Genomic DNA, 16,617 nt, shown 5'->3' with positions numbered 1-16,617 from the left:
TTGCCTCGCGAGCTCAGGTCTCCCACGCTCATGACATGACGCTGCTCATCCAACGGGCAGGATGCTGCGGCCCGGTGTAATTTCAACGACTGTCGCAAAAGTGCCACATGTTAGTTCGGACCGCCCGCGTGGAAAGTTGCGGGCAATGGATGCTGCAACTTGGCTCTCGCCCCCCCCCCCCCAAGTCGTGGCTGTGCTGGGCAAGAGTTGAGCACAGGTTGGCGCTTTTCGGCTCTTACGCGCCGCCGCAAATTAGCTCACAATTGAGGCAGTTCCATTTCTGTCCAAACGCACATGCTTGACCCCGCGCCGGCCACTCCTCAGACCTCGCATCCGCTGTTGCAGACGGTCGGACTGACCAAGCGCTACGGCGACTTTCTCGCCAATGACCGCATCGACATCGAGATTGTCCCGAGCGAGATCCACGCGCTGCTGGGCGAGAACGGCGCGGGCAAGTCGACCCTGGTCAAGACCATCTACGGGCTCGTCCAACCGAGCGCGGGCCAGTTGCTCTGGCAAGGCACGCCGATCAAGCTGTCCGGGCCCGCGGAAGCGCGCTCGCTGGGGATCGGCATGGTGTTCCAGCATTTCTCGCTGTTCGACAACCTCACCGTCGCCGAGAACGTCGCGCTCGGGCTCGACGGCAAGGAGCCGTTCAAGGCGATCTCGGCGCGGCTTGCCGACGTCGCGCGCGACTACGGCCTGCCGCTCGATCCGAAGCGCGAGGTCTGGCAATTGTCGGTCGGCGAGCGCCAGCGCATCGAGATCGTGCGCGCGCTGATGCAGAACCCGAAATTCCTGATCCTGGATGAGCCCACCGCCGTGCTGACGCCGCAGGAGGCGGACCAGTTGTTCGTGGTGCTGGAGCGGCTGAAGGCTGAGGGCCGCGCCATCCTCTACATCAGCCACAAGCTCGACGAGGTGAAGCGGCTCTGCGACACCGCCACCATCCTGCGCGGCGGCAGGAAGGTCGCGACCACAAATCCGAAGCTCGAGACCGCGGCGTCCCTGGCCCGCATGATGGTCGGCACCGAGATCAAGGAGGTGAAGCCTCCAGCCGAGCGGCGCACCACCGTGCCGCGCCTCGTCGTCAATGATCTGACGCTTGCGCCTGCCGAATTGCACGGCGTCCGTCTGCAGAACATCTCCTTCGAGCTGAAGGGCGGCGAGATCCTCGGCATCGCCGGCGTTGCCGGCAACGGCCAGGACGAGTTGTTCGCGGCGCTGTCCGGCGAACGCCTCGTCAAGGAGCCCGGCACGATCATCATCGACGGCCTCGCCTGCGGCCATCTCTCCATCACGCAGCGGCGCAAGATGGGCGCGGCTTTCGTCCCGGAGGAGCGGCTCGGCCACGGCACCGCGCCACGCATGAAGTTGTCGGAAAATGCGCTGCTCACCGGCCACGCCGCCAGCGACATGGTCCGCCACGGCTTCATCAACGCCGCTGCCACCTTGCGCACCGTCGATCGCACCACCGAGACATTCGACGTCCGCAAGGCCAAGCGCGATCCGGAAGCCGCCAGTCTGTCCGGCGGCAATCTGCAGAAGTTCGTCGTCGGCCGCGAGATCCTGCGCGGGCCGGCCGTGCTCGTCGTCAACCAGCCGACCTGGGGCGTCGATGCCGGCGCTGCGGCGATCATCCGCCAGGCGCTGATCGATCTCGCCAGCGCGGGCGCCGCAGTGCTCGTCACCAGCCAGGATCTCGACGAACTCATCGAAATCGCCGATCGTATCGCGGTGATGTTCCACGGCCATCTCTCGGAAGCGCTGCCTCGCGCGGACGCCACCCGCGAGAAGCTCGGCCTGCTGATGGGCGGCGCCAGTCTCGACCAGAAGGAGGCCGCGCATGCAGTTGGTGCTTGAGAAGCGCGCCGAGCGCTCGCGCATCATCGCGCTGGTGTCGCCCCTGATTGCGATCGGGCTGACGCTCGTCACCATGAGCGTGCTGTTCGCCATCCTCGGCAAGAACCCGCTCACCGCGCTCGGCGTCTACTTCATCGCGCCGCTGACCGACGGCTATTCGCTGCAGGAGATCGCGGTGAAGGCGACACCTTTGGTGATGATCGCGATCGGCCTGTCGCTGTGCTACCTCGCCAATGCCTGGAACATCGGCGCCGAAGGCCAGTTCCTGATCGGCGCGGTCGCCGGCAGCTGGATCGCGGTGAAGACGCAGGGCACGGACGCCGGCGCCTGGGTGCTGCCGGCGATGCTGGTCGCCGGCGCCGGCGCCGGCGCACTCTATGCGCTGATCCCGGCGCTGTGCCGGGTGAAGTTCGGCGCGAGCGAAATCCTCACCAGCCTGATGCTGGTCTATGTCGCCGACCTCCTGCTCGACTATCTCGTCCGCGGGCCCTGGCGTGATCCGGCCGGCTTCAACTTCCCGACCACGGCCGAGTTCGATCCGGTCGCGACCGTGCCGGTGCTGATCGAGGGCGGCCGCCTGCATCTCGGCAGCATCATCGCGCTTGTCGTGGTCGCCTGCGCCTTCGTGCTGCTCGACCGCACCATCAAGGGTTTTGAGATCCGCGTCGTCGGCGTCGCGCCGCGCGCGGCGCGCTTCGGCGGCTTTAATGCCAATCAGCTCATCCTCCTGACCTTCGCCGTCTCGGGCGCCCTGGCCCGCCTCGCGGGCATCATCGAGGTCGCCGGACCGATCGGGCATCTGCAACCCGGCATCTCGCCCGGCTATGGCTTTACCGCGATCATCGTGGCCTTCCTCGGCCGGCTGAACCCGGTTGGAATACTCATTGCAGGGCTTTTCCTCGCCTTGACGTTCATCGGCGGAGAGCAGGCCCAGATCACGATGAAGATTCCGCTCGACGTCACAAAGGTGTTCCAGGGCATTCTGCTGTTCTACGTGCTCGCCTGCGACTCGCTCATCCTCTATCGCTTCAAGCTCGTTTCCGCCGCACGGCAGGTGCAAAGTGCTGCTCGTTGAAGCCATCATCCTGTCGGTGCTCGCCGCATCGACGCCACTGCTGCTGGCAGCCACCGGGGAGCTGGTGACCGAGCGCGCCGGAGTCCTCAACCTCGGCGTCGAGGGCATGATGATAGTCGGCGCCGCCTGCGGCTTCGCCGGCGCGTGGATGTCGGGGTCGATCATCATCGGTGCGCTCTGCGGCATCGTAGCGGGCATGCTGATGTCGCTGATCTTCGCTTTCATGACGCTCGGCCTTGCCGTCAACCAGGTGGCGACCGGCCTCGCGCTGACCATCCTCGGCATCGGCCTGTCCGGCCTGATCGGCGCCCGCTTCGTCGGCGAACGCATCACCACCGCACCGAAACTCGCCATCCCCGGTCTGACCGATATCCCGCTGGTCGGCCGCATCCTGTTCGGCGAGGACGCCTTCGTCTATCTGTCGCTCATCTTGATCGTCGCCGTCTGGTGGTTCCTGTATCGCACCCGCGCCGGCCTCGTGCTGCGCGCCTGCGGCGACAATCACGTCTCCGCGCACGCGCTCGGCTATCCCGTGCTGCGCATCCGCCTGCTGGCCGTGCTGTTCGGCGGCGGCTGTGCCGGCCTCGCCGGCGCCTATTTGCCGCTCGCCTATACGCCCTTCTTCATTCCCGGCATGACCGCGGGCCGCGGCTGGATCGCGCTGGCGCTGGTCGTGTTCGCATCCTGGCGGCCCGGCCGCCTGGTGATCGGCGCCTATCTGTTCGGCGCGGTGACGATCCTGCAGCTGCATGCGCAAGGCGCGGGCGTCGGCATTCCCTCGCAGTTCATGTCGGCGCTGCCTTATCTCGCCACCGTGATCGTGCTGGTGCTGCTGTCGCGCGCCCGCACCGGCGGCTCGACGGCGCCGGCCGCCCTTGGCACGGTGTTCGTGCCCGATCGCTAGAGACTTCATCCCGGGCGCCTGCGATGGGGCGCGGCGCTCGGGACCACCGGTTTTTCCCCTGACTGTTTGGAGAGATTGACCATGATGAAAAGGCTTCTGGGTGCGGCCGCCGCGCTGGTGCTGGCGGGGAGCATCGCCGGCGTCGCGCATGCCGCCGACAAGCTGAAGGTCGGCTTCATCTATCTCGGCCCGATCGGTGATCTCGGCTGGACGTATCAGCACGAGCTCGGCCGGCAGGCGCTGGTCAAGGAGCTCGGCGACAAGATCGAGACCACCTATCTCGAGAACGTGCCGGAGGGGCCGGACTCCGAGCGCGCCATCGAGCAGCTCGTCCGCGCCGGCAACAAGCTGATCTTCACGACCTCGTTCGGCTACATGGACCCGACCCTGAAGGTCGCCAAGAAGTACCCGAACGTGCATTTCGAGCACGCCACCGGCTACAAGCGCGACAAGAACATGTCGACCTATTCGGGCCGCTGGTACCAGGGCCGCTACATCCAGGGCCAGATCGCGGCGAAGATGTCGAAGGCCGGCGTGCTCGGCTATATCGGCTCGTTCCCGATCCCCGAGGTCGTCTCCGGCATCAACGCCACCATGCTCGGCGCGCAGTCGATCAATCCGAACATCAAGGTCAAGATCATCTGGGTCAACACCTGGTTTGATCCCGGCAAGGAGGCCGATGCCGCCAAGGCGCTGCTCGACCAGGGCGCCGACATCATCATGCAGCACACCGACAGCCCGGCGGCGATGCAGGTCGCGGCCGAGCGCGGTAAGCTCGCCTTCGGCCAGGATTCCGAGATGATCAAGTTCGGCCCCAAGGCGCAGCTGACCTCGATCCTCGACACCTGGGGCCCCTACTACATCGCCCGCGTCAAGGCCGAGCTCGACGGCACCTGGAAGTCGGAGGACACCTGGGGCGGCCTCGACTCCAAGATGTTCGAGATGGCGCCCTACACCAACATGCCCGACGACGTGAAGAAGATGGCCGAGGAGACCCAGGCCGCGATCACCTCCGGCAAGCTGCATCCGTTCAAGTGCCCGATCGTGGCGCAGGACGGCAAGGAGGTCGAGTGCAAGGGTGGCGACCATCTCGCCGACGGCCAGATCCTCGGCATGAACTTCTACGTCAAGGGCGTCGACGACAAGCTGCCGGGCAAGTAGTCGCTCCGCTCCGTCCATCAACTCTCTCCCCGCGTGCGGGGAGAGAGTTTCACTATCGCACTTTCCACAAAGCGTCGTCTCACCCTCCCCGCATCAGCTTCGCCGCCGCGCTGTGCCGGCCGATCAGCCCGGCGACGTCGAGGCCCGGAATGACGCCATCGATGACGGTCCAGCGGCCGCCGACCATGACGCGATCGGCGCGATGCGCGCCACACAACACCAGCGCCGCGATGGGATCGCCGGCGCCGGAGAAGCGCAGCTCGTCGAGCTTGAACAGCGCCAGATCGGCGGCCTTGCCGACCGCGATCTCCCCGAGTTCAGGCCGTCCCACACACGCCGCCGAGCCTTTCGTCGCCCAGCGCAGTGCATCCTTGTGGCTGATACGACTCACGCCATACCGCGCCCGCTGCAGCAGGAAGGCCGCGCGCACCTCCTGCATCAAATTGGAGCCGTCGTTCGAGGCGGAGCCGTCGACGCCGAGCCCGATGCCGACACCCGCCTCCTCCATCTCGCAGACCGGGCAGCAGCCCGAGGCGAGCAACTGGTTCGAGCAGGCGCAATGGCTGATGGTGGTCTTCGCCCTGCCGAGCCGCTTCATCTCCTCGGCGTTGAAGAAGATGCCATGCGCCAGCCAGGTGCGCGGGCCGAGCCAGCCGTTCTGCTCGAGATAATCGAGCGGACGGCAGCCGAACATTTCTTCACAGAAGCGGTTCTCGTCCTCGGTCTCCGCCAGATGCGTGTGCAGCCGGACGTCGAGCTTGTCGGCCAAAGCCGCGGTTTTCTGCATCAAGGATCCCGTCACCGAGAACGGCGAGCACGGTGCCAGTGCGATCTGCACCATCGCATCCGGTCCGCGCTCGTGATACGTCGCGACCACCCGCTCGCTGTCGGCCAGGATCGTGTCCTCGTCCTGCACGACGCTATCAGGCGGCAGGCCGCCGTCGCGCTCCGACAGGTTCATCGAGCCGCGCGTCAGCAGCACGCGGATGCCGAGGCGCCTGGCCGCGGCGACCTCGATGCCGACGGCATCCTCGAGACCGGCGGGAAAGACGTAGTGATGATCGGTGGTGGTCGTGCAGCCCGACAGCATCAGCTCGGACATGGCGAGGGTGACGGCGGCATCGAGCGACTCCGGCGTCAGCTTCGCCCAGATCGGGTACAGCGCCTTCAGCCAAGGGAACAGCTCGCGGTCCATCGCCGCCGGCAGCGCGCGCGTCAGGGTCTGATAGAAGTGATGGTGCGTGTTGATCAGCCCGGGGATCACGACATGCGCGCTGGCGTCATACGCCACCGCGGCCGGGGTCGCCGGCTCTGCCCCGGCGGCCACGAGCTCGACGATGCGGCCGCCGTCGACGACCACGCCACGCGCAGCGTCGTCGGCCAGGATGGCGAGCGGGTCTTTGATCCAGATCGGCGTCGTGCTCATGGCTGCCTCGTCTCGCTGATGACGTCTTCGTATCGCCTGTTGGCCTGCAAGCGCAGGGCCAGCGTCAAGCTATTGCCAGTTGGCGTCGGTCTTGCAAGGATTTGCCCTGCGATCCGCCGCGCGAATGAGCTTGCGTCACCATGGACCTGAACACCATCACCGAGGTCATGCGCCCGCGAACGCGGGCCGAGCTGCCCGCCTGGAAGGCAGGCGATGCCTGGCTGGCCGGCGGCACCTGGCTGTTCTCGGAACCGCAGGCGCAGCTGTCGCGGCTGATCGATCTCGGCGAACTCGCCTGGCCGCCGCTGACCATCAGCGACGACGGGCTCAGCATCGCCGCGACCTGCAGCGTCGCCGAGCTCGATGCGCTGCCCTGCCCGGCCGAGTGGATCGCGGCGCCGCTGATCGACCAATGCTGCCGCGCGTTCCTCGCCTCGTTCAAGATCTGGAAGACGGCGACCGTCGGCGGCAATCTCTGCATGTCGCTGCCGGCCGGACCGATGATCTCGCTGCTTGCCGCGCTCGAAGGCGTCTGCACGATCTGGAAGAATGACGGCAGCGAGCAGCGTATCGCGGTTGTGGACTTCGTCACCGGCAACAACAGCAATCTGCTCGCGCCCGGCGATCTGCTGCGCCAGATCGACATTCCCTTGACCGCGCTGAAGCGGCGCGCCGCATTCAGGCAGATCGCGCTGAGCCCGGTCGGCCGGTCCGGTGCGTTGCTGATCGGCACGCAAGGCCGCGACGGCGATCTGCTGCTCACGGTGACCGGCGCGACCGTCAAGCCGCTGCAACTCCGCTTCGGCACCATCCCGGATGAAGCCGCGCTGCGCGCCAGCATTCTCAGCGACATTCCTGATGCGCTCTATCATGACGATGTCCATGGCAAGCCGGCCTGGCGCAAGGCGATGACGCTGCGCCTCGCCGAGGAGATCCGCGCCGAACTTGCAGGCATCAGGCCATGAGCGTGATCGTCGACGGCAAGACAATCGATGCTGCGCCGCGCCCGGGGCAGTGCCTGCGCACGTTCCTGCGCGACACCGGCCATTTCGGCGTGAAGAAGGGCTGTGACGCCGGCGACTGCGGCGCCTGTACGGTGCTGCTCGACGGCGAGCCGGTGCATTCTTGCCTGATCCCGGCGTTTCGCGCCGACGGCAAGGCGGTTACGACCGTCGAAGGTCTCGCCATCGATGACAGCCTGCATCCGATGCAGCAGGCCTTTCTCGACGCGCAGGCGTTTCAGTGCGGCTTCTGTACCGCCGGCATGATCGTCACTTGCGCCTCGCTCAACCAGGCGCAGAAGAAGGATCTCGGCGCCGCGCTGAAGGGCAATCTGTGCCGCTGCACCGGCTATCGCGCGATCGAGGACGCGCTGCTCGGCCGCACGCATGTCGAGGACGTCGCCGCCGGCGAAGCCTTCGGCCGAAGCCTGCCGGCGCCGGCGGGTCCCGACGTCGTATGCGGCAAAGCGCGCTACACCTTCGACACGGCGATCGAAGGCCTGCTGCACATCAAGCTCGTGCGCTCGCCGCACGCGCATGCGCGGATCATCGGCATCGACAAGACTCCCGCGCTGGCCGTGCCCGGCGTGCATGCGGTGCTGACGCATGAGGATGCGCCGGCGACGCTGTTCTCGACGGCGCGGCACGAGCAGAACTGGATGGACCCCGCCGACACGCGCGTGCTGGACGACACCATGCGCTTCATCGGCCAGAAGGTCGCAGCCGTCGTGGCGGAGACCGAGGCCGCCGCCGAGGAAGGCTGCAGGCGCCTGATCGTCGACTACGAAATTCTTCCAGCCGTGATCGATCCCGAAGCGGCGATCGCGCCGGGCGCACCGGTCATTCACTCGGGCCGCGGCAGCGAGCATCGCGTCGCCGATGTCAGCCGCAACATTGCCGCCGAGACCCATGGCGAATTCGGCGACGTCGCGGCCGCGCTCGCCTCGTCTGCCGCGATCTACGAAGGCACCTTCACGACGCAGCGCGTCCAGCACGCCGCACTGGAGACCCATGGCGGCCTCGCCTGGCTCGACGATGACGGTCTGCTCACCGTCCGCTCCAGCACGCAGGTGCCGTTCCTGACGCGACGCGCACTGTGCGAGATCTTCGCTCTCGCGCCCGACAAGGTCCGCGTATTCTGCGCGCGCGTCGGCGGTGGCTTCGGCGGCAAGCAGGAGATGTTCGTCGAGGACATCCTGGCGCTCGCGGCCTTGAAGACGGGCCGTCCCGTCAAGCTCGAATTCACCCGGGAGGAGCAGTTCATCGCGACCTCGACGCGGCATCCGATGCGCGTCTCCGTCAAGGCCGGCGCCGACAAGGACGGCAGACTGACAGCGCTGCAGCTCGACGTGCTCTCCAACACAGGCGCCTACGGCAATCACGCCGGGCCCGTGCTGTTCCATGCCTGCGGCGAGTCGATCTCGGTCTACAATTGCCCGAACAAGAAGGTCGACGGTCGCGCGGTCTACACCAACACCGTGCCGGCCGGCGCCTATCGTGGCTACGGCCTGCCGCAGACGACCTTCGCCGTGGAGGCGGCGATCGATGAGCTGGCGCTCAAGCTCGGCATCGATCCGTTCGAAATGCGTCGACGCAACATCGTCAAGCCGGGCGATCCCATGCTGACGCCGCCGGGCTCCGACGAGAGCGACGTGCTGTATGGCTCCTACGGTCTCGATCAATGCCTCGATCTCGTCGAGCACGCCATGGCCAAGGCCACGCCGACGCCGGACCTGTCGGACGAGTGGCTGACCGGCGACGGCATCGCGCTGACCATGATCGACACCGTGCCGCCCGATGGCCACTTCGCCGACGCCACCATCAGCCTGCGCGAGGACGGCGGCTTCACGCTCACCGTCGGCACCGCGGAGTTCGGCAATGGCACCAGCACCGTGCACCGCCAGATCGCCGCGACCGTGCTCGGCACCACGGTCGACCGCATCAGCCTCAAGCAATCCGACACCGCGCATGGCGGCCACGACACCGGCGCCTATGGCTCGACCGGCACGTTCGTGGCGGGGCGTGCGACGCAGGCCGCGGCCGAAGCGCTGGTCGAGCGGATCAAGAGCTTCGCGGCTGATCGCTGGACGGTCGATCCGGCCGACTGCCGGATCGCCGACAACGCCGTCAGTTGCGGCACGCAGCGGCTCTCCTTCGCAAGCATCGCCAGCCTTGGCGGAGACCGGCTCACCGCAACCGGCAACTCGCAGGGCACGCCCCGCTCGGTCGCGTTCAACGTCCAGGGGTTTCGCGTCGCCGTGAACAAGCACACCGGCGTGGTCAGGATCTTGAAGAGTGTGCAGGCCGCGGATGCCGGTCGCGTCGCCAATCCGATGCAGTGCAGAGGCCAGATCGAGGGCGGCGTCGCGCAGTCGCTGGGAGCCGCGCTGTATGAGGAGATCGTCATCGATGATACGGGCCGCGTCGTCAATCCGCGCTTTCGCGACTACCATCTGCCGTCCTACGCCGACGTGCCGCGCACCGAAGTGCTGTTCGCCGCGACCCTCGACAGCATCGGTCCGCTCGGCGCGAAGTCGATGAGCGAGAGCCCTTACAATCCTGTCGCCGCCGCGCTCGGCAACGCGATCCGCGCCGCGACCGGCATCCGCTTCACGGCCGTGCCGTTCAAGCCGGACCGGCTGTTTCCGCAGCTGCAGGAGAAGTTTGGCAACTGACGTCGTCTGGGGGATCAAGTGGGGGGACGCATGAGCGAGACAATTCATCCGGTCGACGAGATGCTGCCCGTGCCGAAGCTGCTGGCGCTCGGGCTGCAGCACGTGCTGGTGATGTATGCCGGCGCCGTCGCCGTGCCGCTGATCATCGGCCGCGCGCTGAAGCTGCCGCCGGAGGATGTCGCCTTCCTGATCAGCGCCGACCTGTTCGCCTGCGGTCTCGCCACCCTCGTGCAGTGCATCGGCTTTCCCGGCGTCGGCATCCGCCTGCCCGTCATGATGGGGGTCACCTTCGCCTCGGTCGGACCGATGCTGTCGATGGCCGCCTCGCCCGACATCGGACTGCTCGGCATCTACGGCTCGGTGATTGCCGCCGGCATCTTCGGCATCGTCGTCGCGCCCTTCATCAGCCGGCTGCTGCCTCTGTTTCCGCCGGTCGTGACCGGCACCATCATCCTCATCATCGGCATTTCGCTGATGCGCGTCGGCATCAACTGGGCCGGCGGCGGCCAGCCGACGATCACCAAGGTCTTCGATGGCGTGCGCGGCGCCTTTCCCAATCCCGACTATGGCCAGTTGCAGGGGCTCGGCATCGCGCTGTTCGTGCTGCTGTTCATCCTTGGCCTGATCCGATGGGGCACCGGCTTCGTCGCCAACGTCTCGGTGCTGCTCGGCATCGTCGCCGGCGCGTCGCTCGCCACCCTGCTCGGGGTGATGCATTTCGACAAGGTGGCCGCCGCGCCGTGGGGCGCGCTGGTCATCCCCTTCCGCTTCGGCCTGCCGCAGTTCAGCCTCGTGCCGATCGTCACGATGTGCGTCGTCATGATCGTGGTGATGATCGAATCGCTCGGCATGTTCCTGGCGCTCGGCGAGATGACCGGCAAGACCGTCGACCGCGAGGCGCTGTCGCGCGGGCTGCGCGCCGACGGCGTCGGCACCCTGCTCGGCGGCATCTTCAACACCTTCCCCTACACCTCGTTCTCGCAGAATGTGGGCCTCGTCTCCGTCACCGGCGTGCGCACGCGCTGGGTCACGATCACCGGCGGCGCCATCATGCTGCTGCTCGGCCTGTTGCCGAAGATGGCTGCGCTCGTCGAAGCCGTGCCGCAGGTCGTGCTCGGCGGCGCCGGGCTCGTGATGTTCGGCATGGTGGCCGCGACCGGCGCGCGCATCCTCGCCACGGTCGACTTCAAGACCAACCGCTTCAACCTGTTCATCGTCGCGATCGCGATCGGCTTCGGCATGATCCCGCTCGCCGCGCCCGGCTTCTTCCACAACCTGCCGAGGGATCTGCAGCCGCTGCTGGAATCCGGCATTCTGCTGTGCGCGCTCGTCGCGGTGCTGCTCAACGCGTTCTTCAACGGGCTCGGCAGCGGCAAGGCTGCGGAGGCCGATGCGGCCGCCGCCGCATCCTCGGCGCAACACGTCTGAGGCGCGACATGACCGGGCTATTGCTTGGGGCGTCGATCGTACGACCAGCCGAACAGGCCGCTGCGCTGGGTTTCGGGCTCCGGCTCCGCGGCCGGCTCCGGCGCTGGTTGAGCGGCGGCCTGCGGCGGGGCTGCGGGCACGACCGGCTTCGGGATGGTCTCGCACTTCATCGAGTACACCAGCTTGCCGTCCTCGGTCCGCCCGATCGGCGCACAGGCCTCGGCGCGCTTGGCGGCGGCCTTCGGTGCGGATGCAGACTGCGCCCATGCGGCTTGCGTCAGCGCGAACTGCGCCGCTACCAGAATGATCAGACCCGATCTCTTCATCACGACTGCCTTGCTTCCCTGTTGGTCCCATTGAACGCAATCGCATCGAAGAAGTCCATCGCATCGGATGAGCACCACGTCGACTCGTGTTGGCTGTTAATTCGCAGAGAGCGATCGAGCCATCGCCGCACGGAAGCTGCGCTCCCTCTCCCCGTTCTTCACGGGGGCGCGACGAGCTTCGCTCGCGCTGTGAGGGTTGGGGTGAGGGGCAGCCACACCCACCGACCTCGCGGAAAGCCGCCCTCGCCCGGATTGCATCTGGCGATGCAATCCGACCTCTCCCCGCACGCGGGGAGAGGTAACGACCGAGCCCGTCGCACCGTGCGGACTCAAATGAACGACACCAGGAGATAACCCCGCGATGTGGGCTTCGATCGTATCGGAATGGCTGAGCCTGATCTTCCGCTGGCTGCATGTGATCGCGGCCGTTGCCTGGATCGGCAGTTCGTTCTACTTCATCGCGCTCGACCTCAGCCTGAAGCCGCGCGAGGGCCTGCCGAAGGGGGTGATGGGCGAAGCGTGGCAGGTGCATGGCGGCGGCTTCTACCACATCGTCAAATATCTGGTGGCGCCGGCGCAGATGCCGAACGAGCTCACCTGGTTCAAATGGGAGGCCTACACCACCTGGCTGTCCGGCTTCGTGCTGATGATCGTGGTGTATTACCTCAACGCCGATCTGTTCCTGGTCGACAAGTCGATCCTCGATCTCACGCCTGTTCAGGCGGGGCTGTTCAGCTTCGGCTCGCTGGCGCTGGCCTGGCTGCTGTATGAAGCCGCCTGCCGCAGCGGGCTCGCCCGGCATGAGCTGCCGTTCGCGATCGGCGGTTACATCTTCCTCGTCGTGCTCACCTATGCCTTCACGCATGTCTTGAGCGGCCGCGGCGCCTTCAACCAGATCGGCGCGATCATCGGCACCATCATGGTCGCCAACGTGTTCGCGGTGATCATTCCGAACCAGAAGAAGATCGTGGCCGCGCTGCTCGCCGGCGAGGCGCCAGATCCCAAGCTCGGCAAGGCCGGCAAGGAGCGTTCGGTCCACAACAACTACCTGACCTTGCCGGTCGTCGTGCTGATGATCAGCAACCACTATCCGCTGCTGTTCGGCACCCGCTACAATTGGGTGATCGTCGCCATCGTCCTGGCGCTCGGCCCGGTCATCCGGCACTTCTTCAACGAGCGTCACAGGGGCAATCCGTCGCCATGGTGGGTGTGGGGTGTGGCTGCGGCGGGCATGGTTGCGATCCTGCTGTTGTCGGCAGCCGGCCCGCGCGACGCCAAGGCCGCCGCTGTCGCGCAGCCGAGCTTCGCGCAGGTCGAGGAGATCGTGACCTCCCGTTGCAGCATGTGCCACGCGGCTGAGCCCGTCTGGGACGGCATCGTGACCGCGCCCAAGGGCGTGCGGCTCGATACCGCCGAGCACATCCAGCGCAATGCGCGGCTGATCGCGCGCAACGCGGCGTGGTCGAGCGCGATGCCGCCCGGCAACATCACCGAGATCACCGGAGAGGAGCGCGCCGTGCTTGCGGCGTGGGCGGGTGCGCAGTAGGCGCAACGCCGCTGTCCAATGCAGTGCCTCTCCCCTTGTGGAGAGGCATGTACGAAGGTGCCGCACGCTCGGTTGGGTGAGAGGTCTTTCTCAGGGCTCCCGGATCGGCGCCGCGACGCGCTGTCGCGCGTCGTGGCTTGTCCGGGACGACGATGGGGGGAGCAGCTGATTCACATTTCAAAGAGCGCGGCGTAGCGGGGCATTACCAACATCAGGCATCAGTACGAACATCAGGGCATCACGCGACATGCGATCGCAATCCCGCGGCACATCGCGCCCGGGTGATGCATCGAACGTGTCCCCTTCGGCAGCGAGAGGGTGCAGGAAGGACCGGACCTCGGCTGAGGCCCGTGGCCCCCGTGCGAGAAAAATGCACGGGCAGGAACCACAGGTACAGCCGGACAGATCCGGCCCTCCCTGCGCGATGGTTTTCACGCTTATGGCGCGCTCTCCCCGGTGTCCGGCTGTTAGCTACCGTCGCCTTCGGGGTCATCAATTCCCGCGAAGACTTGACGCCAGCCTCGGGGCGCCAGGACCACACGCTTTCACGTCCGCGCCGACAACGCTCGTCTGTCGCTGCCAGGCACGGCCACCACTCCCCACCTCCACGTATCGTGACGACGCGTACGTCCCTCTGCATGAGGCGGGATGGCGAGAGAGAACCACATATTCTGATAAAGCGAAAGCAGAATATTTTCCACGAGCCTACTGGACAGGCCAAATCAGTTTGAAAGGACTGGCGAATTGGAGATTGTCGCGCATGCGCCGGGGCGCCTCGCGATATCGTTTCCTGTGGCGCCGTGGCGGAGAACGCGACTGTCAGCGTGCGTCAGAGGACATTCCGTGGTTATGGATCCCGGCGTTCGCCGGGATGACGGCGGGGAGCAAGGCTGCCGGCCTGCGCTCCTCATGAGTGATCAGCGGTGCAAGATCGCGACGCGCTTACGAAGCTGGCGGCAACGACCCCTGTGCTTCCGAACGCCGATCTCATGCGTTGATGTCCTGCGACGATCGCGCGAAGCTCATGGCCGGACAACCGGATCATCGCAACGGATAGTTGAGCGTCAGCCAACACAGGTACGATCGAGTTCAACCTCGTCCGATTGTCGTCATGAACTTGCGGCAAAATTTACCAGCTGTCTGGACTTGGCTTGGCTACGAACGCCTCGGCGCTACAGTGAGAACAACAACCAGCATCCAGCGAAACGCCCCATCATGTCGATCTCCGTCAAAGGCCGACTGGCCATTGTCGCGCTCATTGCGCTTGCCTGTTTCGCAAGTTCGGTCCTGAAACTCTATCTCAGCCTGCTCTGCATCTCGCTGCTCGTCAGCTTTGCGGTGGTGGGCGCCGTCGCCTGGCTGGTCGAACGGCTCCCGCGCCAGCGTCACCGCAGCGGCGACGAGCAGTTGGCACGCCACCTGCTTTCCTGTCAGGATCGGACGCCGCTGCCGATCACGCCAGTGGATCATACCGACGCTCCGTCGACTGCGGGACACGTGCCATGAGCAGGCTTCATGCAATCTGGCCGGCGCTGCTGCTGGGGCTGATCGGTACCGGGATCGCCCACGCCGAGCGGCCCGCCTTCTCGATCGTCGATCGCCCCTCCCAGGATGGACGCTGCGTCGATGATCAAGGCCGTGGCGATCTCGATCGCTCCGAACCGGCCTGTCTCGCGCAGATCCCCGACGTCGCGCAGCGCAGCGGCGCCACGCTGAAAGTCACCTTCCGCAACAAGCGCACCCGGCTGTACCGTAATCAGGACGCCAAATGCGCCGGCGAGGCGACCGAGGAGTGCGTCAAGTACCAGTTGACCGGCTACTTCCCCGATCACGACCTCATCCTGCTCGAGCGCGGCCGCTCCGTGGGCATCGACTGGCTGCTGGTGCGCGCCGACAATGGCGATGAAATCGCCATCGTCGCCCCACCGCATTACTCGCCGGAACGGCGCTGGCTGGTGGCCGTCACATCCCGCCTCGGTCCGTCAGGTCCGCCGGACGGGATCGACGTGATCCCAGCAAAGCGCGATCGGCTGGTGAAGGACTGGCACTTCCGCACGCCCGACAACAGCAAGTGGCATTATGAGTTCGAGCGCTGGGAGGGCGAAGACGAGATCATCCTGATGGCCAAGCCGATCGGCGACACGGCCTCGCCGCGCCTCGTCGCGCTCTCGCGCAAGAAGGGCGAATGGACCTTCAAATAGCCGCGCCGGTCGCGCGCCGCGGCCATCGGTCGATCAGCTCCGCTTCCGCTTCGCCTCGAGCGCCACGAGATAGGTCGCCATCACCTCCGGTAACGCGGCGACCACGATGTCGCGGCTGCGCGCGTCCTGCTCGCGCGTGAACACCAGCGTGCCGAGCACGACGGCATCCAGCGTGGTCGCCGCCTGCGCTCCCAGCTCGTCGCCGAGCTTGGCGCGCATCACGCGGTCGATCAGGGTCTTGAACTCGTCGTGCATGGTCTTGTCGTGCAGATCGAGCGCCACCAGCGCGTCGGGATGGCGGACGAAATAGCGGATCGCCCAGCCGATCAGATGCTCGATCACCTCCGGCGCCGACAGCGCCGCCCATTCGGCGTCGCTCCGCTGCAGCACGCGATCGAAGGCGGGCTGCAGTTCGGCATCGTGACGCTCGGCGAGCGCATCGAGCATCTGATCCTTGTCGCGGAAGAAGTGATAGACCGAGCCGATCGAGGCGCCGGCGCGCTCGGCCGCCGCATGCATGCTGACGGCGGCAAGCCCGGACTCGGCAATCAGCGCCGCGGCTGCATCGAGCAACTGCTCGCGCCGCTCCCGCCCGCGCGCCTGGCGCGGCGCCCGGGCGGTCGCGCGTCCCGCGGCCTCCGGGTTCGTCGGATCTTTTCGTCGCACGTCTGGTTCAGCTCTCGTTCGGATCGCCCCGGCTGCAGCGAAACGGATTTTGGCGGCCCGCCGCTTTTCCCCGTCTCAGGCCCGCAGCGTCGATTTTAAGCCCGCCAACGGGAAATTTACTAGACATTTTTTTCTAGAAATGATTGTCTAATTCACGCGCCGTCAAGGGAACGATGGTCTGCTGTTCCCGAAGGCCATGCCCTGCCAACCGGCGAAGCCGGCGTGGGTTCATCGGCTCGATGTGCAAACGCCCTAGAACGCGCCGGACGCACGACGACCGCAGGTCTCAGGACCGGGTCTCAAAACCCGGTCGAACCGACGACGATCAACCCGCCAGCCCCGAGT

The 16,617-nt window shown here is 66.4% G+C and carries 13 protein-coding genes; 10 read left to right on the top strand and 3 right to left on the bottom strand.

All coding sequences use genetic code 11. The features are described from left to right. Positions 1-294 precede the first annotated feature (294 nt). The 4 genes from ACQR0Z_RS12720 to ACQR0Z_RS12705 all read left to right on the top strand — a co-directional run bounded on the left by ACQR0Z_RS12720 (position 295) and on the right by ACQR0Z_RS12705 (position 5,003). Positions 295-1,863: an ABC transporter ATP-binding protein gene (locus ACQR0Z_RS12720; protein WP_434918838.1), complete on the top strand. Its 1,569-nt coding sequence runs from the start codon at positions 295-297 to the stop codon at positions 1,861-1,863. Further along, positions 1,847-2,938: an ABC transporter permease gene (locus ACQR0Z_RS12715; protein WP_434918837.1), complete on the top strand. Its 1,092-nt coding sequence runs from the start codon at positions 1,847-1,849 to the stop codon at positions 2,936-2,938. Before ACQR0Z_RS12720 ends, ACQR0Z_RS12715 begins: the two co-directional genes overlap by 17 nt. After that, positions 2,925-3,842 carry an ABC transporter permease gene (locus ACQR0Z_RS12710; protein WP_434918836.1) on the top strand — a complete coding sequence of 306 codons (918 nt, stop codon included), beginning with the start codon at positions 2,925-2,927 and terminating at the stop codon, positions 3,840-3,842. Before ACQR0Z_RS12715 ends, ACQR0Z_RS12710 begins: the two co-directional genes overlap by 14 nt. An 81-nt stretch (positions 3,843-3,923) precedes the next feature. Further along, positions 3,924-5,003, top strand: coding sequence for a BMP family ABC transporter substrate-binding protein (locus ACQR0Z_RS12705; protein WP_009028379.1), 1,080 nt, complete (start codon positions 3,924-3,926; stop codon positions 5,001-5,003). Between the two features lie 79 nt (positions 5,004-5,082). On the opposite strand, the gene ACQR0Z_RS12700 is transcribed toward ACQR0Z_RS12705, so the two are convergent. After that, positions 5,083-6,429, bottom strand: a complete 1,347-nt coding sequence (locus tag ACQR0Z_RS12700; RefSeq protein WP_434918835.1) for an 8-oxoguanine deaminase — start codon at positions 6,427-6,429, stop codon at positions 5,083-5,085. A gap of 140 nt (positions 6,430-6,569) precedes the next feature. Between ACQR0Z_RS12700 and ACQR0Z_RS12695 the strand changes: the two genes are divergently transcribed. The 3 genes from ACQR0Z_RS12695 to ACQR0Z_RS12685 are packed head-to-tail and all read left to right on the top strand — an operon-like array spanning position 6,570 to position 11,533. Continuing rightward, entirely contained in the window at positions 6,570-7,394 is an 825-nt protein-coding gene (locus tag ACQR0Z_RS12695; protein ID WP_434918834.1) for an FAD binding domain-containing protein, read from the top strand. Beyond that, positions 7,391-10,105: a molybdopterin-dependent oxidoreductase gene (locus ACQR0Z_RS12690; RefSeq protein WP_434918833.1), complete on the top strand. Its 2,715-nt coding sequence runs from the start codon at positions 7,391-7,393 to the stop codon at positions 10,103-10,105. Before ACQR0Z_RS12695 ends, ACQR0Z_RS12690 begins: the two co-directional genes overlap by 4 nt. A 30-nt stretch (positions 10,106-10,135) precedes the next feature. Beyond that, positions 10,136-11,533, top strand: coding sequence for a nucleobase:cation symporter-2 family protein (locus ACQR0Z_RS12685; protein ID WP_434918832.1), 1,398 nt, complete (start codon positions 10,136-10,138; stop codon positions 11,531-11,533). 17 nt (positions 11,534-11,550) lie between these two features. Here the strand turns inward: ACQR0Z_RS12685 and ACQR0Z_RS12680 are convergent, their stop codons facing one another. Beyond that, positions 11,551-11,859 carry a hypothetical protein gene (locus ACQR0Z_RS12680; protein ID WP_434855937.1) on the bottom strand — a complete coding sequence of 103 codons (309 nt, stop codon included), beginning with the start codon at positions 11,857-11,859 and terminating at the stop codon, positions 11,551-11,553. A 361-nt stretch (positions 11,860-12,220) separates the two neighbouring features. Here ACQR0Z_RS12680 and ACQR0Z_RS12675 point away from each other — a divergent pair, with 361 nt between their 5' ends. From ACQR0Z_RS12675 to ACQR0Z_RS12665, 3 genes are all read left to right on the top strand, one after another. Continuing rightward, positions 12,221-13,405: a urate hydroxylase PuuD gene (locus ACQR0Z_RS12675; RefSeq protein ID WP_434918831.1), complete on the top strand. Its 1,185-nt coding sequence runs from the start codon at positions 12,221-12,223 to the stop codon at positions 13,403-13,405. 1,215 nt (positions 13,406-14,620) lie between these two features. Next, the gene (locus tag ACQR0Z_RS12670) at positions 14,621-14,911 is read left to right on the top strand and encodes a hypothetical protein (protein ID WP_434918830.1); all 291 of its coding nucleotides are present in this window, start codon (positions 14,621-14,623) and stop codon (positions 14,909-14,911) included. Further along, positions 14,908-15,606, top strand: coding sequence for a hypothetical protein (locus ACQR0Z_RS12665; protein ID WP_434918829.1), 699 nt, complete (start codon positions 14,908-14,910; stop codon positions 15,604-15,606). The genes ACQR0Z_RS12670 and ACQR0Z_RS12665 overlap by 4 nt, the downstream gene beginning before the upstream one ends. A 33-nt stretch (positions 15,607-15,639) precedes the next feature. Here ACQR0Z_RS12665 and ACQR0Z_RS12660 read toward each other — a convergent pair whose 3' ends face one another. Beyond that, entirely contained in the window at positions 15,640-16,272 is a 633-nt protein-coding gene (locus tag ACQR0Z_RS12660) for a TetR/AcrR family transcriptional regulator (RefSeq protein ID WP_434918828.1), read from the bottom strand. Positions 16,273-16,617 lie beyond the last annotated feature (345 nt).

Origin of the sequence: Bradyrhizobium sp. HKCCYLS3077 (assembly GCF_051167555.1) — a bacterium.
Taxonomy (GTDB): domain Bacteria; phylum Pseudomonadota; class Alphaproteobacteria; order Rhizobiales; family Xanthobacteraceae; genus Bradyrhizobium.
The sequence above is the reverse complement of the archived record's forward strand: the minus strand, read 5'-3'. Positions and strand labels throughout refer to the sequence as shown.